Origin of the sequence: Thiocapsa imhoffii (assembly GCF_016583985.1) — a bacterium.
Taxonomy (GTDB): Bacteria; Pseudomonadota; Gammaproteobacteria; order Chromatiales; family Chromatiaceae; genus Thiocapsa; species Thiocapsa imhoffii.
In genome coordinates, this window is sequence record NZ_NRSD01000009.1 from 68837 (window position 1) to 92474 (window position 23638).

The following is a 23638-nucleotide window of genomic DNA, read 5'->3' on the forward strand; positions in this document are numbered from 1 at the left end:
TGCGGAGTATCGATCATGAAACGCACCTTCCAACCGAGCCGCCTCAAGCGCGCACGAACCCATGGTTTTCGCGCGCGCAGCGCGACCAAGAACGGGCGTCGGGTCATCAATGCCCGTCGTGCGAAAGGACGCAAGCGTCTGATCCCCTGACTTCCAAACCCCATTCTGGCCAGCGTCGCGATGGCTTGAAGACGAATCCTGGGCGCGACGAAAGGTTTCCACGGGACCATCGACTCACCACATCGACAGCATTTCGTAAGGTCTTCGCAGCCCCTCTCCGCTATCGTGGGTCCGGTTACCTCGTGCTGTTCCGTGCGAATCCGACCGGTCCGGCTCGATTGGGACTTGCGATCGCGAAAAAATGTGCACGTCGAGCCGTCGACCGAGCGCGCCTCAAACGGATCGCGCGCGAGAGTTTCCGTCGTCACCGAGATCGACTGCACGGCTGGGACATCGTTGTGCTCTGTGTCCCCGCTGCCCCCACGATGTCGAATGAGCGCTTGTTTGCGAGCCTAGAGCGCGCCTGGATGACCATCGAGAACCAAACATGCGTCGCGTCCTGATCGCACTGATCCGCGCCTACCAGTATCTGATCAGCCCACTGCTCGGCCCGCATTGCCGTTTCCATCCCTCGTGCTCGCACTATGCGGTCGAGGCCATCGAGCGACACGGACTTGGTTACGGTCTGTACCTTGCGATCCGGAGGGTCTCGCGCTGCCATCCCTGGCACGAAGGCGGCTTCGATCCTGTTCCAACCGAAAGGCAGAACTCCTCTCATGGATAATCAGCGCTTAATCCTGATCTTCGCCCTCGCCGCGGTTCTGTTCTTGATCTACTCCGCGTGGATGCAAGACTATGGTCGGCCGGCCCAGCCTCAGGTCGCTCACGAGACGAGCCTGTCGCAGGAAGCCGCCACCCCGACTCCCTCCGCGGGTGCCGAGGATGTCCCCCAGGTGCTGACGACACCCGAGACACTGATGCCGGGGAGCACCCTCTCAGAGATGCAAGCGGCTCCGAGTGAGGCCCCGATCCGCGTTGAAACCGATGTCTTCCACGTTGAGATCTCCCCTCGTGGCGGGACTGTCTCAGCCGCGTGGCTGCTCGATTACGCAGCGGTTGCCGATCGCCCGGATGACCCCTTCCAGCTTCTCAAACCTGTTCCACCGAACATGTTCATCGCCCAGTCCGGACTGCTGGGTGGGGATTCGGTCGATCTGCCGACCCACGAGGCCCTGTTCGAGGCGACCCAAACCCTCTATCAACTCGGACCCGACCAGGACAGCCTCGAGGTCGAACTCCTCTGGACCAGCGATACCGGGATCGAGGTTCGCAAGCGCTACGTCTTCGAGCGCGGTCGCTACCTCATTCGCACCAGCCAGTCGGTGACCAACGACACGGACGCACCAGTGGTCGTGCGTCAGTACAACCAGTTGCAGCGCACGGATCTCTACGATCCCAACGAGTCACGATTCATTCACACCTTTACCGGTGGGGTCTATTACAGCCCCGAGGACAAGTATAAGAAGGTGTCGTTCGACGACATGCGCAAGGGCAAGCTCGATCGCACCGTCGTCGATGGCTGGATCGCGATGATGCAGCATTATTTCCTCGCGGCCTGGATTCCGCCGCGCGGCGTCGCCGAAACCTTCTACACCAATGTGCTGGGGAATACCCGCTACATCATCGGGAAATATTCGCCCGCCGTCAGTATTGCGCCAGGGACCACGCAGGTCTTCGAGAACGAACTCTTCGTCGGTCCCAAGCTGCAGCACACCTTGTCGAGCATCGCGCCAGGACTGGAACTCGCCGTTGACTACGGCTGGCTCACGGTGATCGCGCAGCCGATCTTCTGGGTCTTGAGCAAGATCTACCTGTTGGTCGGAAATTGGGGCTGGGCCATCATCTTCTTGACCATCCTCATCAAGCTGCTCTTCTACAAGCTCTCGGAGACCAGCTACAAGTCGATGGCGAACATGCGTCAACTTGCGCCTCGACTCCAAGCGCTCAAGGATCGCTACGGTGATGATAAGCAGCGCCTGAATCAGGCGATGATGGAGATGTACAAGACCGAGAAGATCAACCCGCTCGGTGGCTGTCTCCCGATCCTGATTCAGATTCCAGTGTTCATCGCCCTGTACTGGGTGCTGCTCGAAAGCGTCGAGTTGCGTTACGCGCCCTTCATTCTCTGGCTCGACAATCTCTCGGCGCCGGACCCCTTCTTCATTCTGCCATTGATCATGGGCGCCTCGATGTTCGTGCAGATGAAGCTCAATCCGCCGCCTCCGGATCCGATGCAGGCGAAGATCATGATGGCGCTGCCGTTCATATTCACGGTCTTCTTCGCCTTCTTTCCATCGGGACTCGTGCTCTATTGGACGGTCAACAACCTCCTCTCGATCGCGCAGCAGTGGTACATCACACGGACGATTGAGAAGGAGGCCGCCGCCAACAAACGCAAGCGCTGATCGGAATCCATCGGCGATGCCATCCGCACCATGACCACGGCCGAGACCATTGTTGCCGTGGCGACTCCACCAGGGATGGGTGGGGTCGGCGTGGTTCGGATCAGCGGTCCCGGTGCCCGGGATATCGCCACGAATCTCGTCGGACGCCTTCCAAAGCCCCGTCTCGCAACCCTCTGTGTGTTTCGTGATGCGGCAGGAGACTTCATCGATCAGGGTCTCGCCCTCTTCTTCCCGGGTCCTCATTCCTTCACCGGCGAAGATGTCCTCGAGTTACAAGGACATGGCGGTCCTGTCGTCATGGACCTCTTGCTCCAGCGCTGCCTCGAGTCTGGTGCCCGCCTCGCTCGGGCCGGCGAGTTCACCGAACGTGCCTTTTTGAATGGGAAACTCGATCTCGCGCAAGCCGAGGCCGTTGCCGATCTCATCGAGAGTACGAGCGCGCTCGGCGCGCGGCTTGCGGGGCGCAGTCTTCAGGGCGTCTTCTCGGAAAAGATCGAGACTCTTCGCGAACACCTGATGCGGGTTCGCGCCTTTCTCGAGGCGACGCTCGATTTTCCCGACGAGGAGTTGGATCTTCCGGCTGATTTTGGTCTCGCCGAGGATCTGCGCGATCTGCTCGCGCAGACCCAGGCCATCCTGGATCAAGCGCACCAGGGGTGCGTGATTCGCGAGGGTCTCGCGATTGTGCTCGCGGGTCCACCGAACGCGGGTAAATCCAGTTTACTCAATGCCTTAGCAGGTCAAGATGCAGCGATCGTGACGCCGATCCCGGGGACGACCCGGGATCCACTGAAGCTCGACATTCGCATCGATGGCCTCCCGCTTCGGATCGTCGACACCGCGGGTCTCCGTCACAGCGAAGATCTGGTCGAACAGGAAGGGGTTCGCCGAGCCCAGGCTCAGCTCGGTGACGCCGAGCTGGTGCTGTGGGTCCGGGATGTCACCCAGGCACCAGATTCCTTGACCCGTGACAGCCTTCCCCCTGGCGTCCCGGTCATCCGGATCATCAACAAGATCGATCTCATGGGTACGGCGCCGCACGTCCAAGAACGCGATGGCGGCACGCAGATCGCCCTATCGGTCAAGACCGGAGCGGGACTGGATCTCTTGCGGTCCCATCTGAAGGAACGCGCGGGGGTCACCGCGCTCGGTGAGGGAGCCTTCGTCGCGCGCCGTCGGCATCTCGACGCCCTGCGCCGGGCCGTGGCACATCTGGAGGCGGCACGGTCCACGCTTGAACACGGCTCTGGCCCTGAGTTGGTGGCCGAAGACCTGCTGCGCGCCGCGACCTGTCTCGGTGAGATCACCGGACAGGTGACCTCGGAAGACCTCCTAGGGAGCATCTTCTCGACCTTTTGTATCGGGAAATAAAGGAAGTTCCCGAGTGCGGCGGACGGCCCCCGCCCATCGCCAAGCGATCCTGATCGCCGAATCGCTCTCCTCACACTCCAGGATACACGGCCGCATGCCGCGTTCACCGATCGGAGTCTCGGCGATCAGGATGGAAGGCTTCATCGACCAGGCTACAGAGGATGTGGCCCAGCGTGATGTGCAGTTCCTGAATATGAGGAGTCTCGGAAGACGGCACCAGGATCGGCAAATCCACCCGCGTGCGCAGAGCCCCGCCATCACCACCGAGCAAGCCAATCGTGTACAGGCCCAGATGCCGTGCCCGTTCCACCGCGGCAATCAGATTGGGCGACCGCCCCGAGGTGGAGATAGCGATGAGGAGGTCATCGCGTTGGCTGAGGGCTTCGAGCTGGCGAGCGAAGACCTGATCGAAACCCAGATCGTTGCTGATCGCGGTCAGGGCAGATGAGTCGGTGCTGAGCGCCAACGCGGCCAACGCGCGGCGATTCGGCACCCCATAGCGCCCGGTCAGTTCGGCGGCGATGTGTTGCGCATCGGCAGCCGAGCCACCGTTGCCACAGAGCATAATCTTGTGTCCCGCGGCGAGGGTCGCGATCACGCGATCCGCCATGAGCGTGACCGCTGGACCAAGTGTGTCGCGCACCAGGGTGGCCAAGCTGATGTGTCGGTCTAGATGCGCCTCGAATCGGTCGTTCATCAGTTCTCGCATGGGTCTGCGGATCCGCGCTCCGGTGTTCGTGGAACCGACCGCCTCACCGACCCGCATGGTCTAGAATGTGGGCTCAGACGCTCCGAGGTCCCCCCTATGAAGGCCGCGCCCGACATCTTCTCATACCGCAAACATTGGGCCTATAAACTGGGAACGGCCCCCGAGCTCCCGATGTCCCGCGCCGAAATGGATGAATTGGGCTGGGACAGTTGCGACGTCATCATCCTCACCGGGGATGCCTATGTCGATCATGCCTCGTTTGGCATGGCGATCATCGGACGGTTGCTCGAGGCGCAGGGGTTTCGCGTGGGGATCATCGCACAACCCGACTGGACCTCGGTCGCGGATTTCAGACGCTTGGGCCAGCCGAACCTGTTCTTCGGGATCACCGCCGGAAACATGGATTCGATGGTGAATCGTTACACCTCGGATCGTCGTCCGCGCTCGGACGATGCCTACACCCCGAATGCCGATCCGGGGCGGCGCCCCGACCGGGCGGTGATCGTCTATGCGCAGCGCGCGCGCGAGGCCTTCCGCGACGTCCCGATCGTGATCGGTGGGATCGAGGCGAGTCTGCGGCGGATCGCGCATTATGATCACTGGTCCGAGCAGGTGCGGCGCTCTGTGTTGATCGATGCTAAGGCCGATCTCCTCATCTACGGGAATGCCGAACGCGCCCTCGTTGCACTGGCGCATCGGCTCGCACGGGGTGAGGCCATCAGCACGATTCGTGATCTGCGTGGCACGGCCTATCTGACGCGCGGCCGACCACCACACTGGCAGGAGATCGACGCGAGTCAGCTCGCTGCTCCGGTGCGAGCGATCGCTCGCCGTGAGACACCAGACAGCCACGAGGACTCGGCATGCGACAGCCGGGTCACCTCCGAGCGTCCAGGTCTGCCGGTCGCGCCGCCCTCCATGGGCAAGCGCCCTGCCCTGCGCCAGGATCGCACCCGCACGGTGATTCGGCTCCCCTCGTTCGAACAGGTGCGTGACGACCCGGTCCTCTATGCCCATGCGTCACGGGTCTTCCATCAAGAGACCAACCCTGGCAATGCGCGGGCCCTGGTACAAGCACACGGAGATCGTGACGTCTGGTTGAACCCACCGCCCATCCCCTTGACCACGCGGGAACTCGATCGCCTGTATGAATTGCCCTACAGTCGGCGACCCCACAGTCACTACGGCGCGGCGCGGATCCCAGCTTGGGACATGATTCGTTTTTCGATCAACATCATGCGCGGATGTTTTGGTGGGTGCACCTTTTGTTCCATCACCGAGCATGAGGGTCGGATCATCCAGAGCCGATCGGAGGAATCGATCTTGCGCGAGGTCGAGGAAATTCGTGACCGGACCCCGGGCTTCACCGGGACGATTTCGGATCTGGGTGGTCCCACCGCGAATATGTGGCGACTCGCCTGCAAGGATGAACGGATCGAGGCCTCCTGTCGCCGCCCGTCCTGCGTCTTCCCGGGCATCTGTGCGAATCTCGAGACCGACCACAGCCCCTTGATCACACTCTACCGCCGCGCGCGCGCCCTCCCGGGTATCAAGCGTGTGCTGATCGCATCCGGTCTGCGCTACGACCTCGCCGTGCGCTCGCCCGCGTACATCCGCGAACTCGTGACCCATCATGTGGGCGGCTATCTGAAGATTGCTCCCGAACACACCGAGGCGGGTCCGCTTAAGATGATGATGAAGCCGGGTCTGGGCAGCTATGACCGCTTCAAGACGTTATTCGACCACTACTCACGTGAAGCAGGCAAGGAGCAATATCTCATTCCCTACTTCATCGCCGCCCATCCAGGCACGACTGATGAGGACATGTTGAACCTCGCGCTCTGGCTCAAGCGCAATGGACTGCGCCCCGATCAGGTGCAGGCCTTCCTGCCAACGCCCATGGCCGTGGCCTCGGCGATGTACCACACCGCCCGCAATCCATTGCAACGCATCAGCCGCGACGCCCCGACCATCAGCGTGGTGCGCAAACAGCGCCAACGCCGTCTGCACAAGGCCTTTTTGCGCTACCACGACCCGGAGAATTGGCCGCTGTTACGCGCGGCACTCATGTCGATGGGCCGCGCGGATTTGATCGGAAACGGCAAGCGTCACCTGGTGCCGAGTTTCCAGCCGAGCGGAACCGGCCTGCGTCCCGAAGGGCGACGCGCACCACGCAAGGGTCCGCCGCGCCGACCGCGACCTTGAGCGGCGCGTCCGAGCCGCGCGGATCCTCGATCGTCCCGATTCGGTCGGAGTCTGAATGCTTGCGGCGTCGGATTGCTGCGTCAGGATCCGTGATAGATGTCCCAATAGGCTGTGTAGACGCTGATCGTCAGAAGGGGTAGGACGATCAAGAGTCCAAGCAAGATGGGTAAGGAGCCGAGGATCATCAGGAGGATCGCGGCCAGACCATAGAGCAGGAAGGGCAGGATATTCTTCAAACAGCCGAAGAAGCTGAGGCTGAAGGATCGGAGAACCGGGACCTGATCCAAGGCGACCAAACTCGGGGCGAAGAAGACCGCCATCGCCAAGGGAATGGCGAACAGCAGCGCGATCAGGATCGGCAGCAACATCAGGGGTTCGGACAGGATAAGATCGAGTTGCTCGAGATCGAGCTCGGCTAGATTCAGCGGCGCGCTCGAGATGGCCATGACGATGCCGAGGAACAGCACCACCATCAGTAGGAGGATCCCCAGGGTAAACGCCAGGTACAGGAGTCCAACCAGCGCCAGCGGACCCGCTCGGGTGCTGAGGCCACGGAATAAATCGCTGATGGCAAAGCGCTCTCCACTGGCTTGGCGGTGCGCCCCCATCATGAGCCCCGCACTGAGCATCGGCGTGCCGATCGTGACGAGGACGCTCCCGAGCAACGGCAGGAAGCTGAGCATCACAATGATGATGTAGAACAACACAATCGCCCCGATCCAGGCCAAGGGTTGGGCCTTGAACAGTGGCCATGCCGCCGCGATCCACATCCAACCCTGTCCGACGGGGCGAGCCCGCGGCGCCCGCAGCGGATCATCCGTTGTGTCGGCAGGCACTGGCGGTGTCAGATCGGCCTGGGGCGGTGCATAGAGGTGGCTGATCGCATCACCATCCGCCGCCGTCGTCGCCCCGGGTGGTTGATGCGCGAGATAGTGATCCACGACCAGACCGCAAGCCTGACAGACCCCGGTCAGCGCAGCCACGGCGTCGGCACCGCATTTGGGGCAGATGCTCGTCGGCTGGCTCTGCCGGGTTGGCCCGGCCGTGGCGGTGTCGTCCGTGGCGCGCGATGTCGTTGGTTCCCTCGTGGCCTGTTCTCCGTCCGTCGCCGCGCTCTCGACTTCGACCTCAACTTCAACCTTCAGGCCCACGGCATTGAGTGCGGCTTCATAGCGACTCGCCGCCTCGGAACTCAAACCATGTTTGAGCACACGCCCGCGTCCCGAACGAAGCAAATCGCGCGCGACCTCCTCCGCGACCTTGAATTTTGCCGCTAGCTTCGGCACCACCTCCTCAGGCGTGCATCCCGGCATGAGTTCGCCGGCATAGAGGATCCGGTAGCGATCGACCATCTCGATGCTCCTGTCGTGTAGCGATTGGACCGAACCGGGGCCGCTCGCCCCAGTGCGAGAGACGATCCTCGTGGGCCGCCTTCGTGGTGATCAGGCGATCCTCTTCACCACGGCATTCAGGCCGTCATGCGCCGCAACCAGGCGAGAATCCCGGGTTCGGCCTCCCAGACATCACGCATCGCCTCGCGATAGAGCCAGGCCTGATCATCGCTGCCCGGAGTATTGCCCGGAGCGGACAAGCGCGGCTGCTTGATCCGTTTGCGAGTTAAATAGCGCGGGATGCTGGGCAAGCGATTGATCGCGGTCGAAAGCACCAGCCGCGCGCGCTCTTGCCGACCCAGGCGATAGAGGGCGAGCACCTCGCCATAGGCCAGATCGGCGAGGGCGTCATTCGGAAAGCGCCGCGCCAGCGCCAGGGCGCGCTCGTCCTCGCCGTCACGCAGATAGTGATTCATCAACTCGGCGCGAATCCCGTGATGATCTCGCGGGTTCAACTCCAAGAGGGTCTCGAGCGTGCGCACCGCTGCTTGCGACTCGCGCTCCTCCAGCCGACACAGATAGAGACGAAAGAGCAGACGCAGCGCCGGACGATTTTCCAGGATGAGCCAGGGGGTCTGACAGGGTCCCTCGCGTGTCAACAGCTGATCGAGGATGGCGCCGGCGCGCTCAAGTAGGGGTCGAAGCAGCCGATGGGACACCCAGGGATAGGCACTCTCCGGGTGCAGATAGAGCGCGGTGGCCAGATCGTCGAGCACCTCGAGGCTGTCGGCGAGCGCCGGTTGCGTCAAGAGCTGCTCCAGCCAGGCCGCGTTCGACCAGAGGTCGATCTCCTCCGATGGGGCCAGCTGGGTCGAGGTGGGTTTGGTGCCCGGATAGATTGCCGTCCAGTCTGACTCGAGTCGCTGGAGTTCACCCGGCGCGATCAGTCGCGCCGTGATACCGTCGTGCCGTGACTCGGGTGAGGCCGCACGCTCGCTCGGCACGTCCGAGGTCTGGAGTTGGACATCATCGAACAGGGTGAGCTGCCCGGGCAACCAGTCGGGCGCGCGCAGCTGGACGGGTTCGAGCCGATAGTCCGGCAGTGGGCGGGTGTGGATCTGATCGATCCAATCGGTGAGATCCAACAGCATGGGATCGAGCGAATCGGCTTGGCTCGCGATCAGCGCCTGTTGTGGATCGTCAATTGCGTCCGAGAGGAAGGTGTCGAGGCCAGCATGCTCGAGGCCGACGTTGCGAAAGCGTCGACGCCAGAAGCGTGCCCGCTCCCGCGCGACCCAATTCTGATGCTGCGCGGCAAGCAGCGTGATTTCGAGAATAGCCGTGCCCGGATTGTCCGGGTCACTTCGCAACGCGGCTTCAAAGGCGTCCTGGGCCGGGCCGAAGGTGCCCTCGTCAATCGCCATGGTGCAGCGCCGTTGCCAGGCGACCGCCCGCAGCGCGCGACTGCCCTCCGCGCACAGTCGCTCGAGAAAGCGCTGTTTCTTGTGCGTATAACCGAGGCGGTCATAGGCATCACAGAGGATATCGATCGCGGGCTCATATTCGGCATCGAGGTCATCGAGTGCCCCCGCGAAAATGGGCTCGAGTAAGGCGGTCGCGCGGCGCGGTCGATCTTCGTCCAACCAACGCTCCGCGATCTGGGCCAACAAGGGTTCCGGCACCGCCTGGATCGAGAGTGCCTCGCGCAGTCCCTGTTCGGGCAGTTCCTCCAGCAGAATCTCCCAGACGAGTTCGGAGGCGAGTTCGGGCAGGTCCTCGATCCCGCCACAGCAGTCGTCATAGCGGTCGCCCGAACCGCATGGACAGCGCTCATCCGCTGGGTGGGGTTTCAGCCGATGGATCTGAAAGGCGTCGGTGGGTTGTGGTGTGGCGTTCCAGATCGCGGAGCCGAGCAGATACGAGAGACGGCGCTGCTCGTTAGGTTCAAGCGGACCCTCCCGCAGCCCGAGCAGTTCCGGGAGATGCTCCAGTGCCCAAGCCAGAAATTGCTCTGGATCCGGGGCGACGAGGATCTGCCGCACGGCGCGCTGGATCATCTGTTCGAAGCGTTGGGCATCGGCCATGTCATGGTTCGGCATCGCGGTCTCCTCCGTCGGCTGGAGGTCGGTCGTGAAAGCAGCCCGCTCAAGCGGAGCGGGGCCGGTCTGCCCATGGGGTTGCATGCACCGCATTCGACAAACAGCAATCGGTCGTCGTCAGGAAGACCATATTGAGGCTGATTTTAAACCTTCGTGGGTTCATCGTGTCGATGATCTGGCACAGGGTCCGTCGCGACGTGCCATCCGCGCAACCCTGTCTCGTCAACGAACCTCGTCTATAGTTGCCGCAGAACCAATCTCGATGCCCCACCATGCCTGAAGCCAAGGTCAGAATCTTCGTCTCCTCGCCCTCCGATCTCGAGCACGAGCGTGCGCTCGTGAAGGACGTGATCGCGGCGCTCACTCAAGAGTATCTGCCCTATTTTGATCTTCAGGCGATTCTCTGGGAAGAAGAGGCCTTGACGGCCGCGCAAAGTTTCCAGGCGGGTCTCTTGCGCCCATCCGAGTGCGAGATCGTGCTGGTGATGCTCTGGACCCGACTCGGGACCCCGCTGGCCGAGGATCCCTACGGCGGCATGACGGGGACCGAATGGGAGTTCGTGGATGCGGTGCGGGCCTCGGCCCACACCGGTCGCCCCGAGGTGCTGGTCTATAAGAAGTCCGCGCCACGCATGGTGGATGTCAATGATGCCGAGGCGACGCGCGAGGCCCTGGCCGATCGACACCGCCTCGACGCCTTCTTTCGCGAGCATTTCTTCAATCCCGATGGCAGTTTCAGTCGCGCGTTTCGGGAGTTCGCCAACGACCGATCGTTTCGGCAGCTGCTCGAGACCCAGCTGCGCAAGTTGCTCAATCGGCGCATCAGCGCCGAGCGGCGCCTGGCCGCGGACGCCGGTGATTGGCGTGGCAGTCCCTTTCGTGACGGTGTGTCATTCGAACTCAAGGACGAACGGGTCTTCACGGGCCGTGAGACCGAGAGCCGCGAGCTGATCGGGCGGCTGGATCACCTGCAGGGTGCGGGGCGTGGCCTGCTGCTGCTCAGCGGGGCGAGTGGCGTGGGCAAGAGTTCGCTGATTCGCGCCGGTCTCTTGCCGCGCCTGGTGCGTCCCTTCCTCTTCCCCGGAATTGCCGGCTGCCGCTGGGGCCTGGTCGAACTGGGGCGGGAGACCCCGCTCGCGGCACTGTCGCGAGCGCTCGCCGGGACCGGCATGCTGGGTCCGGCGCTGGATGCCTTTGGGCTGGACCGCGAGCGTCTGGAGCGGCTGCTGCTCAGCGAGCCGGCGGTGGCGGCGGACCAGATCCAAGCCGCCCTGAATCAGCTCGGTGCCGCCCCCGCCATGCGCGGGACCGGCGTCGAGGGTCGTCTGCAATTGGCGATCATCATCGATCCGCTCGACCCGCTCTTCGAGTCCGCCGCGGGGGTGGTGCCGGGGGCGCGGGACTTGGTCCGGGCGCTTGCGCGGCTCGCCGCCCGCGAGGGGGTGTGGGTGATCGCCTCGTTGCGCAGCGATCATCTCGAGCGTCTCGCCGACCTGCCGGAATTGGTGACGCTGCTCGATGAGCACAGTTGGTATCAAGTCGAGCCGCCGCCCCCGGCGCGCATCCGCCAGGTGATCGAGATCCCGGCACGCATGGCCGGGATTGAATACGAAGCCATGACCGGCGCGGACAGCCAGGGATTGGTCGAGATCCTGGAGGCGGAGGCCAGTCGGCTCGAACACTGGCCAGCGGTTCTGGCGCCGGCCCTCAACGCCATCTATCGGCGGGCGACCGAGACCGCGTCAGTGTCCGCCGACGCGCCGATCCACCGGGTCTTGACCCTCGCGGACTATCGTCAGGTCGGCGGCTTGTCAGGTACCCTCCTGCACCGCGCCGAGACACTCTGGACGGATCTCGATGCCGCGCTCCAGGGCGCCCTGCCCGTCCTGTGCCGCGCCCTGGTGGCCCTCGAAGGGGGTGGGCGGTCACAGCTGGCGGCACGCAAGGGCGATCTTGGAACGCTGCGACGCAACCCGATGGTCGCGCAGTTGCTCGAGCGCCTGATCGCGGCGCGCCTGATCGTGGCCGACGCCGTGGTCGATCCGGGGGGGCGTCGTGACTGTGGTCAGGGTCCGCCGACCCTGATCGAGTCGCTGCGCCAACTGCTCGCCCAGAGCGGCGAGGAATGGCGAGAGCGACTGCGTGGCAAAGGCACCGCCCCGGTTCTGGAGGATCTCGGCACGGAGCGTGGGTTTGCGCTCGCGGGCGAGTCCGAGCTGAGCCCAGTGATCCCCGGCACCGCCGCCCCGGCGGACGCGACGCCAGCGCCGAACTGGGCCGAGCATCGCCCGGTCGTCACCTTGATCCACCCAGTACTCTTTCAGCACTGGTCGCCGGTGCGCGACTGGCTGGACGAACCCGCGCACCGACGCGACCTGATCCTGCGCTATCAGATCTCGCGTCAGTCCCGACTGTGGCGCCGCACCGATTGCAACCGTGAGTATCTCCTTGGTGAGCGCGGCTATGCCGCGGCCCGGCGCTTCGCCGAGGAGCACCCAGACGAACTCGAGCCGCTCGAACAGCAATTCCTGGAGCAATCACAGCAGTACCTGGTCTATCAGCGGGCGCGCAATCGCTGGGCACGCCTGTTCGGTCTGACCTTAGCCACCCTCCTGGTCTTCTCCACCTCGGCCGCCCTCTGGGCTTGGAACGCCTCGCGTGAGGCGACCTTGAACTTGCAGCGCAGCCTGCTGAAGGCGGCCGATCTGGCCGTGCAGCGTGGCAACACCCCCGAGGCGGTGCGGCTGGCACTGGGCGCGGGCCCCTATCTGCCGAAGGCCGCGACCGATACCCTGAGCCGAGCCTTTACCGCCAACCGATTGATCGCCATGGTGCAATCGGATGTCGCGCCGGGCGTCCAGCCGATGTCACCGGCCTTTCGCGATGATGGGCAGCAGCTGGTGACCCAATCCACTGGCAAGGGCGCGGAACTCTGGGAGCTGGATGGTCAACGCTTTCGATCCTTGGGAATCCTGGCGGATCCCGCGCTGGCGATTCACTCGATTCGCTTCATCGGCACCGAATCCGAGATGATCCTCGGCATCGGCGAGCGCGGGATCTGGCGTCTTCCGGCGCGTTCTGATCAGCCGCCGGATTGGGCGTGTGGCGCACGCTCGGACAGCCCCATCGCCATCGCCCCGAACCAGCGCTTTCTCGCCGTTTCACACGGGGCGCCGCAGGACCGCTTCGCCGTGTGCGTCCTCGATCTGACCCGTCCCGGCGCACCTCTTTGGGATCTCCCGATCCATCGCGGGGAGGTGCGCAGCCTGGTCTTCTCGCCTGATAGCGAACAGCTCTTGACCGCCTCGCGCGACGGATCGGCGCGCCTGCTTGAGCGCGCGACCGGTACCGAGCAAGCTGTGTTCCCGCGGCGCGGGTCGCTCGGACGTCCGGCCAATTCAGCCCGTTTCGACCCCGCGGGCCGTCGCGTTGCGGTCGCCTCGGCCGATGAACGGATTCGCGTCTACGACCTCGCCGGCCAGGAACTGGCCGAACTCGGCGTGCTCGAACGCGATGGTCGGTCGATCCGAATCCACAAGTCGGCCGTGCGCGAGGCGGTCTTCGCACCGGATGGACAGGATCTGGTCGCGGGCGATGACAGCGGTCAGGTGGTGCGCTGGCATCTGCCGAGTGGGCGCGCGGAGATCCTCGGGCACCATGGGTTGAGCGTCGAGCATCTGCGGATCGGTCAGCGCTCCGATGTAGAGGATCACGAGCCGCTGGTCTTGAGCGCATCGCTCGATAAGACCGCACGCCTGTGGGGCCTGATCACGGGGCGGGAGGTCGCGACCTTCAGTCACGACGAGGCCGTCTCCGATGCCCGCTTCAGCGATGATGGTCAGCGGATCCTGACCTATTCGGATCTGGATGGATCCGCGCGACTTTGGTCGGCGCGACCGCTCGAGACCCTCGCATTCCATCTGCCCAGCGAGGATCATGTCTGGCATCTCGCGATGGCCGCCGTTCCTCCCGCCGCCGATGCCGACCCGAACGATCGCGGGACGACCCTGCTCGCCACCGCGGCCTTCGATGGCCGCGTCGCGGTGTGGGAGCAGGCGCGTCGTGCCGACACCGTCTCGCCACCCCTGCTGCGTTGGACGCTCACCGGCCACCAGGGCCGAGTGCGGCGTGTCGCCTTTTCCCCGGCGGCGGATCAAGTGGCGAGCGTGGGACACGATGGCACGGCTTGGGTGTGGGACCTCGACACCGGGCAGGGTTGTCCGCTTCATCTGACCACGGACGGCCTGCCGTGTCAGGACCAGGGTCCCGCCTGCCCGAATGGTCAGTGGGCGCTCTTCTCACCGGACGGATCCTGGCTCCTGACGACCTCGAGCGAACCGGATCGCCCGGTGCGGCTGTGGGATCCGAAATCCTGCGCGCCCGTGGCGAGCGAACCGCCGTGGGGCGACTTCATCGCGGGGGTTCCGGCGGCGACGCTTGCACGCGGGCCGGATGGAACGACCTGGGTCGGCCTCGGCGATGAGACCGGGGGGGTGCGTGTCTTACGCGCCAATGATAAAGGGGTTTGGAGTGCGGTCTGTGCCACCTCGATCCATACCAGTGTCATCACCGATCTGGCCTTCTCCCCCGATCTCAAGCAACTGGCGACGGTGAGCGAGGACGGGCGTGCCGCCTTGCTCGCGCTGTCCCCGCAGGCCTGTACGCTGCGGCATCTGTTGGAGCCTCAGGCCGGGGCACTCTACAGCGTGGACTTCGCCCCCGACGGTCAGGAGCTGGTGACGGCAGCCCTGGATGCACGCGCGCAACTCTGGTCGACCCATGGCCATCTGATCGCGGAGTTGGTCGATCACAAGGACCGGATCTATTCTGCGCAATTCAGTGCCGATGGCCGTTGGATCCTGACCGCGTCGCGGGATGGCACGGTGCGCATGTGGCAGCGTCCACGTCGTGCGAGCGACACGGTGCTCGAACCCTTTCTGATCCTATCGGCCGATTTTGGAGGGGTCGCCTTTGCCGCGTTCAGTCCGGACGGACAGAGTATCGGCGCGGCTTACTGGGACAACACCACCTTGCTCTGGCGGCTCTGGACCGAGGAAACGGGTCCAGCGCCGCGTCTCGACGCCGTGTGGGGGCGGGACCGTTCGCGCTTGGCGCTGATCCGCGAAGCGGAGCGCTTCAAACAGGAGAACTGGCTCGATCATCCACGTCGCTCAGCCGAGTAAGCCCACGCCGAGCCCCCCCTAGACAGCCCTAGACAGCCCTAGACAGCCCTCGTCGAGTCAGCGATGGGGCCGCGGGGCCGCTCGCGTCATCGGGATCCCGACCGGGCGCACCAGCACGGCCGGTGTGATGCATACCCATGTTCGCGCCAGCCAGGGCGTTCGGCCGACGCGATAAAAAAGCGACCAGACGCGCTCGGAGACGAGTTCAATGGCAGGTCTTGGATTCGGGGTGCGTGGCCCGATGCGCGAGGGCGAGGGCTTGGGCGGCGGCGAATTCCGCATCGCTCATCTGGCTGCCGACGATGTTACGCAGGAGATCGGCATCCTGATCACCTTGCGCGATCGCCAAGGTGAGCCAGAAGTGCGCCTGGGCGAGATCGATCTCCACCCCGCGCCCTTCCGCATAGATGAGACCCAGGGCATATTGGGCATCGACCTCGCCACGCTCGGCAGCCGCGCGGATGCGCGCGACCTTCGAGGGATCATGACGCAGGAGGATCAGGTCCTTCAGATAGCTGTTATCGGGCCGGGTCATGGTCGTGTGTCCTTCTCGGGCGAGTCGAAGGATGGAGGATACTCGACTCCTTGCCGGCGTGCGTGTTGGTGCGACCTTGCTCGCGCACCGCTGCTCCCATGACCGCCCTGCGATCGCATGTTGGGACTTTGCAGAAACGGGAGAGCATGATATCTTTCCGCGTCTTGACTTGCTCGAAGCTCGTCCTAGCGAATTTTCAGGGATTCCGTCATGTCCAAGATCTGCCAAGTCACCGGTAAGCGACCGATGGTCGGCAACAATGTCTCTCACGCGAACAACAAGACGAAGCGACGTTTTCTGCCGAATCTTCACGATCGACGCTTCTGGGTCGCGTCCGAGCAACGCTGGGTGAAGTTGCGCGTCTCGACCAAAGGGATGCGTGTCATCGACAAACGTGGGATCGATGTGGTGCTCGGCGAGATCCGTGCCCGCGGTGATAAGGTCTAACGGGAGAACTCGAGATGGCGAAGGCAGCACGCGATAAGATCCGGCTCAATTCCAGTGCCGGCACCGGTCATTTCTACACCACGACCAAGAACAAGCGAAACCAACCGGGAAAGATGGAGATCAAGAAATTCGATCCCGTCGTCCGTCAGCATGTGCTCTATAAAGAGGGCAAGATCAAATAGGATCCACGGGCGTCCCGGTGGCATCAAGGCCCGCTCAAGCGGGCTTTTTTGTGCCTGAACGTCCGCTCGGTCCGCCCATCTCGGTCGTGCGGCGACGATCATCGCCGCGTCGCGATCCCCTCCTCGACCCACCCGAGCGCGTCCGAGCCAGGCCTTAGGCTCCAGGGTTCAGGGCTGGCAAGACGGCGCGCTTGACCGGGATGCGATGGGTCAGGCGGCGCAGGATCTCCGTGCGCCGACTGACTTCATGGGTGAACTCGCGTTTCCAGCGAGGGAAATCGAGATCCGCCGGACGCTGGCCGTAGAGCGCGGCGTCGAGTTCCTGGATCAGTTGCGCGAGCCTTGCCGCATCGGCCCTGGGACGGAGCGTCAGGATGAGTTTGACCAGGTTGGGCTGCGTGATCTCGCCCTGGAAGCGCAAGCGGCTGCGGGCACCCTGTGCGAAGCGGTTGCACCAATCGACTGGATCGGTGGCGCCATTGGCCTGATGAACACAGCTCAAAAACCGGCTACTGCGCGGCCGCGCTGCCTGGAGTGCCGCGCGTGAACGGGCCAGGATGACCGCGGGTCGCAGGGGTTCGATCAGGGCCAGCCCACGCTGCCGCAGCCGCAGGTGGAGCGTCGCGAGGCGCGCCTGCACGGCCGCCAGGCGACCCGGGTGCGGCCTGGTCCGCGTGCCACTCAGACGCCCGGTGTGCGCACCATAGAGGACCCCGCCCCAGTAGCCTGCGATGACCAAGAGGATGGCGACGAACGGCAGCCAAACCAGCCCCCACTCAGGCGCGCCGGCGAGCGCCGCGGGCATCCCCAAACCGTTGCCCGCTCCCCCAATGGACAGGATACGCATCGGCAGACGCGCGACCTCTGGTGTCCCCAGTTGAGTGTTCCACCAGGTCAGGCTGATTTCCGGCAGCACCAGGCGCCCGGTCGCTTGAGGGACCAGGGTGTAGAACTCGACACGACGGGCAAACAGCCCCTGACGGTCAGGGGTCAGACCGCCCTCGCTCACCACCTGTTCGCGATAGACCCGCAGTCCGGGGTTCGTGAGTTGATCCACCAGGCTCGGAAGCTGCGCCGGGGTGGCGCCGATGGCGTTCAGCTCAAGCGCGAGTGTCACCGGCTGCCCGGGCACCAGCTCCTCTTCGCGCTCGATGGTCGCGTTCAGACTCAAGGACTGCAACGGCAACCAGGGACTGACGGTGGCGATCGCGGGCTGGACCCGCAGCCGCATGGGCTGATCCGCCGTGGCCTCGAAGCGCTGCGAGGAGCCGCCGTAACCGCGGACGTTTCCAATGACGCTGATCGGTGGAATCTCCAGGTCCCCGGCGCGCAGCGGGATCAGGATGAGCTGAAAGCGATTGACGATCTCGCGCCGACCTCGACCCAGATCCTGGACCTCAAGGGTTGGTCCTTCGAGTCGCTGGATCAGCACGTCACCGGAGATCGGCAACTCCAGACTGGCCTCGCTCGGATTCTCGCCACTGATTAAGCGAACATCGAGCACGATCGGCTGTTGCAGATAGGGCTCCTGGCTCCCGAGCCTGACCTCGAGTCGGGGCGGCGAACCCTGCGCCGGTCCGGTCGCGGGTGCGGAGTAGGGACCCGGGTAGGGAGTCGGTCGCCCCCCTGGGGCTTGACCCGGCATGCCAGGATAGACCGGCTGGGGATAACCACCGGACCATCCCGGCATCATCGGCTGGGGGGCTGGAAGTGGACCCGGCGGTGTCCCTTCGGCATGGCTTTGGGGTGGCTGCCGGAACTCCCACGGACTCTGTCGTGGGGCTGCCGGCGGACCGGAACCAACTGGCGCTTGGGGATAGCTGCCCTGGGGCGGACCGGGGGCATGGCCGGGCGGTGGTCCCGCCGCTGGGCCATAGGGCGGTCCATAGGGCCAGCCCCAGGTTGCCGTGCTGATCAGGCAGAGCACGACGAACAGAGGCACAAGAAGGCGGTCGCGCCGCCCCCCCTGATCCACGGCCATCCTCGGGTGCGCGGAAATCACCACGGGCGATTCTCCAACAGCGGGGTGCTTCCTCCTTGGATCCAGCGTAACTCCTCGAGTCGGTACTGATTGCGTAGCAGGATGGCAGGGCTCCCCTCGACCTGTTTCAAGCGTTGTTCCATCAGGGCCAGACCCGCGGCATTCGCGTCCGCATCCTCGCCCGCGCCCTCTTCGCCAAGGCCCTCCGCGCCTTGTGGGTCACCCACATCGTCGGCGAGTTGATCGAACTGCGTGATCGCTGCGCCCGCATCCGCATCCGAGACACGCTCCGGCGGCATCGCCTCAGTCGATGAGGCCGGCGCGGACCCCTCTGGGCGGCGCCCCGACCGGTCCATGCGATCGGTCTCGTCACCCTCCGCCCGCGCAGCCGGCGCCGCATCGCCGGGTTCTGTGCCAGCGCCCGTCTCCTCACCCGCGTCTGGTGCATCAGGGTCGGCCGCTGGATCGGTGTCGGACCCTGCCCTATCCGGTTCTGGCCCTGGATCCGGCGGGGGTTCAGGGGGCGTTGGACCCGGCTCGGAGGTGGGCCGCTCCTCCGTCCCGGACGCGATCTCGGAATCCGGGGGACCGGCCGCATCCGCTCGCCCAGCGGTGGTGTCGCCACCGCCACCCTGCTCATCGCGATCCTCGGAGGATGCGGCCCCGGCGCTGGCCGAGTCCCCGGCGGAGCCTTCACCCGCGGTCGTCTCCTCGTCTGGGGCACCTCTTGATGCATCCATCTCATCGGCACCGCCCGCGGCGGAGGGCTCGCCCGGCTGCTCGCCGGTCGCACCCTCGTCCGCGGACGGCTGAGCACCGCTGCCCGGGCCTTGCGAGTCGCCCGAGTCGTCTTCTCCCTCGCTGTCCTGTCCCGCTTGGCTCTGCTCCGCGGCATCGTCTTGCGCGGTCTCCGAGTCCTGCTGCGCGGACTCACCCTGCTCGTCGGACGCGCTCTGTTCCGAGGGCTCGGATGGCTCCTGCTCCTCGTCGGGCTGATCCTGCGCAAGGCGCTCGGTCTCGCGAAATTGCTCCTGCTCGAGACGCGCCAACGTGGCGCGCGTCACGGCGAGATTGTGCGCCGCGTCCTCATGGTCGGGCTGCTGGCGCAGCACGGACTCATAGGCCGCGGCAGCCCCGGTGTAGTCACCGCGCTCGAAGCGGGTATTGCCCAGGTTGTAGCGGGCCGACTGGGCGTACTGGCCCTGCTCGGCGGCGAGGAACGCGCTCTCGGCCTCCTCGAGCCGCCCGGCCCGATAGAGGGCGACGCCTTTGCGATAGGGCTCGCGGAACTGCTCCGCCGCACCCTCGGCATCACCGGCTTGATACTGCTCAAAGGCCTTCTGCTCGGTGGTTTTGAACCAATCGGCCGCGACCAGGCCAGGGTGAGCCAGTCCGCAGAACCCACTGACGAGGATCAGCAGGGGTCCGACCGGTCCGTGGCGTGCGCTCGGCACGCGAGTCGCCGGCGTGCCCAGGGGGGGTGTTCGGGTCTTCATCGCCCTGGCCTCCGGCGCGCACCAAGGGCACGCAGCTGAGGGAGGAGCAGGAACATCACCAGGGCCACTGGAATCCAGAAGCGTTCGTTCCAGATATAGGTGCGTTCGTCACGAGTCTGCGGCGGTCCGCCCGACCGGGTCGCGGCACGCAGGATGGCCGCGGTATCCTCGTCACGGAAATCGGCGCGGCGATACAGCCCACCGCCCGCGGCGGCAAGGTCCATCAGCAGCGCTTCATCAAGCGCCGAGCGCACCGGTTCGCCGCGCGCATCCCGCAGCACGCCCCCGCCGGGCGCGGGGACCTCGCCGCCGCTCGTGGAGCCGACCCCAAGCGTATGGAAGACCACGCCCTGGGCCGCCAAGCGGGCGACCTGCTCCGGGAGATCCGGTTCCTCGAAGTCGCCGTCGGAGATCAAGAGAATGGCGCGCGCACTCTCGGCAGGAAGGCCGGCGAGCAGTTGTTCGGCGAGGGTCAAGGCGGCGGCGAGGCGACTTCCCTGCAGATTCGGACTCGCCAGATCCGTGGTGAGCGCGGGCAAGGCATTGAGGATGCTCTGGGTCTCATCGGTCAAGGGCGAGATCACCAGCGGGACGGTGGCGAAGACGATCAAGCCGAGCCGCAGCTCGCGGTTTTTCTGAATCAGGTCACTCATCTCATGCCGGGCGCGCGCCAGGCGATTCGGACTCACGTCGGCGACCTGCATGGAACGCGACAGATCCAGCAGCACCAGCAGATGGTTGCCGGGATGGAAGAGTCGCACATCGGTCGCATCCCACCGCGGTCCCGCCATTGCCACCAGCAGCAGGGTCCAGAGCAGGCTCCAACGCAGGTCGCGGCGCCAGCGCTCGGGTGCGCGCAGTTCGCGCGTTCCGGTCAAGTGCGGCAGCAGATGGGGGTCGGCGTAGCGATGCAGCGGACCCTGCGCGGCCCGGATGGCACTGCGCCTGAGCCAATAGGCCACGGGCAGCAGCATCAGCAGACCAAGCAACCAGAACGGCTGGGCAAAATGCAGTCCGCCTTCCATCATGGGGTCGGCCCCGTGAGGAAACGCGCCCGACCCGCCGGGAAGAGACCCAGGGCAAGCAGCGCGATGAGGGCCACGCCGAGCGGCCACCGATAGAGTGGCTGCGGCAGATAGGCGGTGCGCGTCTCCGCCTCGGTCTTCTCCAACTGATCGATGCGTGCGGAGATGGTTTCGAGGGCGCGCGTATCGGTGGCGCGAAAGTAGGCGCCGCCGGTGCGTTCGGCGATCTCCTGTAAGGTCCCCTCGTCCATCGTCAGATCGTCGCGATAGCGCACCACGCCCTCCTCGAGGATGGGAATCCGTGCCTCGGTACTGCCCACGCCGATCACATAGACTCGCACCCCGAGCTGTCGGGCCAGGTCCGCGGACTCGAGCGGCGAGAAATGGCCCGCATTGTTGTCCCCATCGGCAATCACGATCAAGATCCGGGAGCCTTCAGGGCGTTCACGCAGTCGCGCGGCCCCAAGCGCGATGGCGTCGCCCAGCGCGGTCGCGGGTCCGGCGATGCTGGGGACGATGCCGTCGAGCAGTTGGCGGACCGCCAGGCGGTCAAGGCTCAGGGGGGCCAGCACGAAGGCCTGGGTGCCGAACACCACGAGCCCGACGCGGTCGCCGTTGCGCCCGTCGATGAAACGGCCCATGACCCCCCGCACCACGCTCATGCGATTGACCGGGCGGCCCTCGACGGTGAAGTCCAGGGCCTCCATGGAGTGCGAGGCATCAACCGCGATCATGAGGTCATAACCCGGGGTGCTGATCTCGGTATAGGGCATCAGCCACTGCGGGCGCATCAGGGTGAGCACCAGTGCGATCCAGAGCAGCGCGAGCAAGAGACGGTAGAGCCACCCACCCAGACGCAGGCGCGGTCGGCGCACGCTGAAGGCGGCCTCCAAGGTGCTCAGTTGAGGATGCCGGAGCGTCACCTGCTGGCCCTCGAGCGTCTGCGTGCGATCGGCGGCATCGCCCCGCTCGGGCCACAGCCAGTGGAGCAGGAGCGGAAGCGGCAAGAGGAGTGCGGCCCAAGGCCAATGGAACTCGAACATGGGGCGGCCTTAACGGATCGGGCCAGGGCGCGCTGATCGCCCCGGTGCACGCGGGCTCCCATTCCAGGGTCGCCACCGCCACCACCGCCCCCGCGCGTCCGCGACGGTGACCCAGGCCAGTGCGGCGTCGATCAGATGCAGGAGATCCTGAGCCGTACCGGCTTCCGGTTGATGCTCCGGCGGGGCATAGGGGCCAAGGATGAGGACGCGCGCGCGCTCGGACCAGGAAAAACCACGGGGATCATGCTGGGTCAACCAGGCGAGCCAAGCCTCTCCTTGCAAACCCGCGCAGGCCTCCCGTCCCAGCCGCGCCATGGCGATGCGTCGCAACAGTTCGGAGAACTCACCGAGCAGCGCGCGCGGGTCCTGTCGCCGCGCGACGCGACGCCGCAAATCACGCAGGGCGGCGGCCGCCTCCCAGCGCCAGGTGCCGAGTGTGAGACCCGGCAGCGGAATACGCACGCTGAGCGGTGCGCGCCAACGCCAGAGCAGCAGCCCCGCCGCGATCAGGGCCAGCGCCACCAGCCACCATCCGGGGGCGAGCGGCCACCAGGGGAGCGGCGGGATCTCATGGATATCGCGCAACAGGGCAGTCTGTTGGAGGGATGGGGAGAGGGTCTCCATCGCGCCTATTGACCTCACACGGCCCGCGATCGCGCGCGCTGCTCGAGGGCGCGGATCAGGCTGAGGTGGATCTCGGTGTCCGTGCGCACCGGCAGCAACAGGATGCCGAGCCGCTGGGTGATCGCTTGGAGCAGGGCGCGTCGTCCCTCCCAGGCGAGATGGTAGGCCGCGCGTGCCGCCGGATCATCGGTATCGACCTCGATTAGGGTGCCATCGGTGCCCATAAAGGTGGTGTAACCCATCGCGGGAATCTCCCAATCCGCCGGATCATCGATCGGGATCAGGACCACCGAGTTGCGCTGGCCGAGATCACCGAGGGTGCGCTCCAGTCCCATGGCATCCCGATTGAGATCGGCGATCACGAACACCAAGGAGCCGGTGGGCAGCCCCGCGGTCGCCCGGCGCAAGGCGCCGCCGAGACAGTCGATGGAGGGATCGAGTTCGGCGCCCGGTTCCGTCAGGGTGCGTAACAACTGCCAGAGTGCGCGCCGGCCGCGCGAGGGCTGAAAATGCTGCAGTCCAGCGGCCGGGTCACCGAAGACCAGACCGCCGACGCGATCGTTCAAGCGGGAGGCTGCCCAGCCAATCAAGGCGGCCGCGCGCGCGGCCTGAACCGACTTGAAGGTGCCGCGCGTGCCGAACGCCATGTGTGGTCCTTTATCGACGCAGAGCACCACCGAGCGTTCGCGCTCCTCGCGGAAGATCTTCATGTGCGGCTCATTGATGCGCGCGGTGACCTTCCAGTCCATGTAACGAATGTCGTCGCCCTCGCGATACTCGCGCACCTCCTCGAAATTGACCCCCGCGCCTCGGAACACCGAGGCATAGAGCCCGGTAAAGGTCGAGTTGACCAGGTGATGGGATGACATGCCCAGGGTATGGGCCTGATGACGCAGCTCCAGGAGATCGTCGAGACGGGGGTAGAGACTCATGGCGTCGGCG

General features: G+C 65.2%; 19 protein-coding genes. 9 read left to right on the top strand and 10 right to left on the bottom strand.

Features of this window, described 5'->3' with window-relative positions:
• The first annotated feature begins 15 nt into the window (after positions 1–15).
• The 5 genes from rpmH to mnmE are packed head-to-tail and all read left to right on the top strand — an operon-like array spanning position 16 to position 3836.
• Positions 16–150: a 50S ribosomal protein L34 gene (gene rpmH, locus CKO25_RS10205; protein WP_200387832.1), complete on the top strand. Its 135-nt coding sequence runs from the start codon at positions 16–18 to the stop codon at positions 148–150.
• Positions 151–185: 35 nt separating this feature from the next.
• A complete protein-coding gene (gene rnpA, locus CKO25_RS10210) occupies positions 186–563 on the top strand; it encodes a ribonuclease P protein component (protein WP_200387833.1) in 378 nt (125 codons plus the stop codon).
• Positions 548–784 carry a membrane protein insertion efficiency factor YidD gene (gene yidD / locus CKO25_RS10215; protein WP_200387834.1) on the top strand — a complete coding sequence of 79 codons (237 nt, stop codon included), beginning with the start codon at positions 548–550 and terminating at the stop codon, positions 782–784. The genes rnpA and yidD overlap by 16 nt, the downstream gene beginning before the upstream one ends.
• Positions 777–2465 carry a membrane protein insertase YidC gene (gene yidC / locus CKO25_RS10220; protein ID WP_200387835.1) on the top strand — a complete coding sequence of 563 codons (1689 nt, stop codon included), beginning with the start codon at positions 777–779 and terminating at the stop codon, positions 2463–2465. The genes yidD and yidC overlap by 8 nt, the downstream gene beginning before the upstream one ends.
• Before the next feature lie 30 nt (positions 2466–2495).
• Positions 2496–3836, top strand: coding sequence for a tRNA uridine-5-carboxymethylaminomethyl(34) synthesis GTPase MnmE (gene mnmE, locus CKO25_RS10225; RefSeq protein ID WP_200387836.1), 1341 nt, complete (start codon positions 2496–2498; stop codon positions 3834–3836).
• A 103-nt stretch (positions 3837–3939) separates the two neighbouring features.
• Here mnmE and CKO25_RS10230 read toward each other — a convergent pair whose 3' ends face one another.
• On the bottom strand, positions 3940–4533 hold the full coding sequence (locus CKO25_RS10230; RefSeq protein WP_200387837.1) for an SIS domain-containing protein: 594 nt from the start codon (positions 4531–4533) through the stop codon (positions 3940–3942).
• Between the two features lie 108 nt (positions 4534–4641).
• On the opposite strand from CKO25_RS10230, the gene CKO25_RS10235 reads away from it, so the two are divergent.
• Entirely contained in the window at positions 4642–6750 is a 2109-nt protein-coding gene (locus CKO25_RS10235; protein WP_200387838.1) for a YgiQ family radical SAM protein, read from the top strand.
• 80 nt (positions 6751–6830) lie between these two features.
• Here CKO25_RS10235 and CKO25_RS10240 read toward each other — a convergent pair whose 3' ends face one another.
• Together CKO25_RS10240 and CKO25_RS10245 are read right to left on the bottom strand one after the other, a co-directional pair.
• On the bottom strand, positions 6831–8102 hold the full coding sequence (locus tag CKO25_RS10240) for a BPSS1780 family membrane protein (protein WP_200387839.1): 1272 nt from the start codon (positions 8100–8102) through the stop codon (positions 6831–6833).
• Positions 8103–8218: 116 nt separating this feature from the next.
• The gene (locus CKO25_RS10245; RefSeq protein ID WP_200387840.1) at positions 8219–10180 is read right to left on the bottom strand and encodes a tetratricopeptide repeat protein; all 1962 of its coding nucleotides are present in this window, start codon (positions 10178–10180) and stop codon (positions 8219–8221) included.
• 272 nt (positions 10181–10452) lie between these two features.
• Between CKO25_RS10245 and CKO25_RS10250 the strand changes: the two genes are divergently transcribed.
• The gene (locus CKO25_RS10250; protein ID WP_200387841.1) at positions 10453–15363 is read left to right on the top strand and encodes an nSTAND1 domain-containing NTPase; all 4911 of its coding nucleotides are present in this window, start codon (positions 10453–10455) and stop codon (positions 15361–15363) included.
• Between the two features lie 205 nt (positions 15364–15568).
• On the opposite strand, the gene CKO25_RS10255 is transcribed toward CKO25_RS10250, so the two are convergent.
• The gene (locus CKO25_RS10255; protein ID WP_200387842.1) at positions 15569–15898 is read right to left on the bottom strand and encodes a tetratricopeptide repeat protein; all 330 of its coding nucleotides are present in this window, start codon (positions 15896–15898) and stop codon (positions 15569–15571) included.
• A gap of 210 nt (positions 15899–16108) precedes the next feature.
• Between CKO25_RS10255 and rpmB the strand changes: the two genes are divergently transcribed.
• On the top strand, positions 16109–16345 hold the full coding sequence (rpmB, locus tag CKO25_RS10260; RefSeq protein WP_200387843.1) for a 50S ribosomal protein L28: 237 nt from the start codon (positions 16109–16111) through the stop codon (positions 16343–16345).
• Between the two features lie 14 nt (positions 16346–16359).
• On the top strand, positions 16360–16527 hold the full coding sequence (gene rpmG, locus CKO25_RS10265; RefSeq protein WP_200387844.1) for a 50S ribosomal protein L33: 168 nt from the start codon (positions 16360–16362) through the stop codon (positions 16525–16527).
• A 154-nt stretch (positions 16528–16681) separates the two neighbouring features.
• Here the strand turns inward: rpmG and CKO25_RS10270 are convergent, their stop codons facing one another.
• The 6 genes from CKO25_RS10270 to CKO25_RS10295 are packed head-to-tail and all read right to left on the bottom strand — an operon-like array spanning position 16682 to position 23628.
• Positions 16682–18532 (bottom strand): BatD family protein, encoded by a 1851-nt coding sequence (locus tag CKO25_RS10270; protein WP_200387845.1) that lies wholly within the window; start codon positions 18530–18532, stop codon positions 16682–16684.
• The gene (locus tag CKO25_RS10275) at positions 18526–20004 is read right to left on the bottom strand and encodes a hypothetical protein (protein ID WP_200387846.1); all 1479 of its coding nucleotides are present in this window, start codon (positions 20002–20004) and stop codon (positions 18526–18528) included. The genes CKO25_RS10270 and CKO25_RS10275 overlap by 7 nt, the downstream gene beginning before the upstream one ends.
• Positions 20001–21032, bottom strand: coding sequence for a vWA domain-containing protein (locus CKO25_RS10280; protein ID WP_200387847.1), 1032 nt, complete (start codon positions 21030–21032; stop codon positions 20001–20003). Before CKO25_RS10280 ends, CKO25_RS10275 begins: the two co-directional genes overlap by 4 nt.
• Positions 21029–22072: a VWA domain-containing protein gene (locus tag CKO25_RS10285; RefSeq protein ID WP_200387848.1), complete on the bottom strand. Its 1044-nt coding sequence runs from the start codon at positions 22070–22072 to the stop codon at positions 21029–21031. The genes CKO25_RS10280 and CKO25_RS10285 overlap by 4 nt, the downstream gene beginning before the upstream one ends.
• Positions 22073–22081: 9 nt before the next feature.
• The gene (locus CKO25_RS10290; protein ID WP_200387849.1) at positions 22082–22696 is read right to left on the bottom strand and encodes a DUF4381 domain-containing protein; all 615 of its coding nucleotides are present in this window, start codon (positions 22694–22696) and stop codon (positions 22082–22084) included.
• A 14-nt stretch (positions 22697–22710) separates the two neighbouring features.
• Positions 22711–23628, bottom strand: a complete 918-nt coding sequence (locus CKO25_RS10295; protein WP_200387850.1) for a DUF58 domain-containing protein — start codon at positions 23626–23628, stop codon at positions 22711–22713.
• Between the last annotated feature and the right edge of the window lie 10 nt (positions 23629–23638).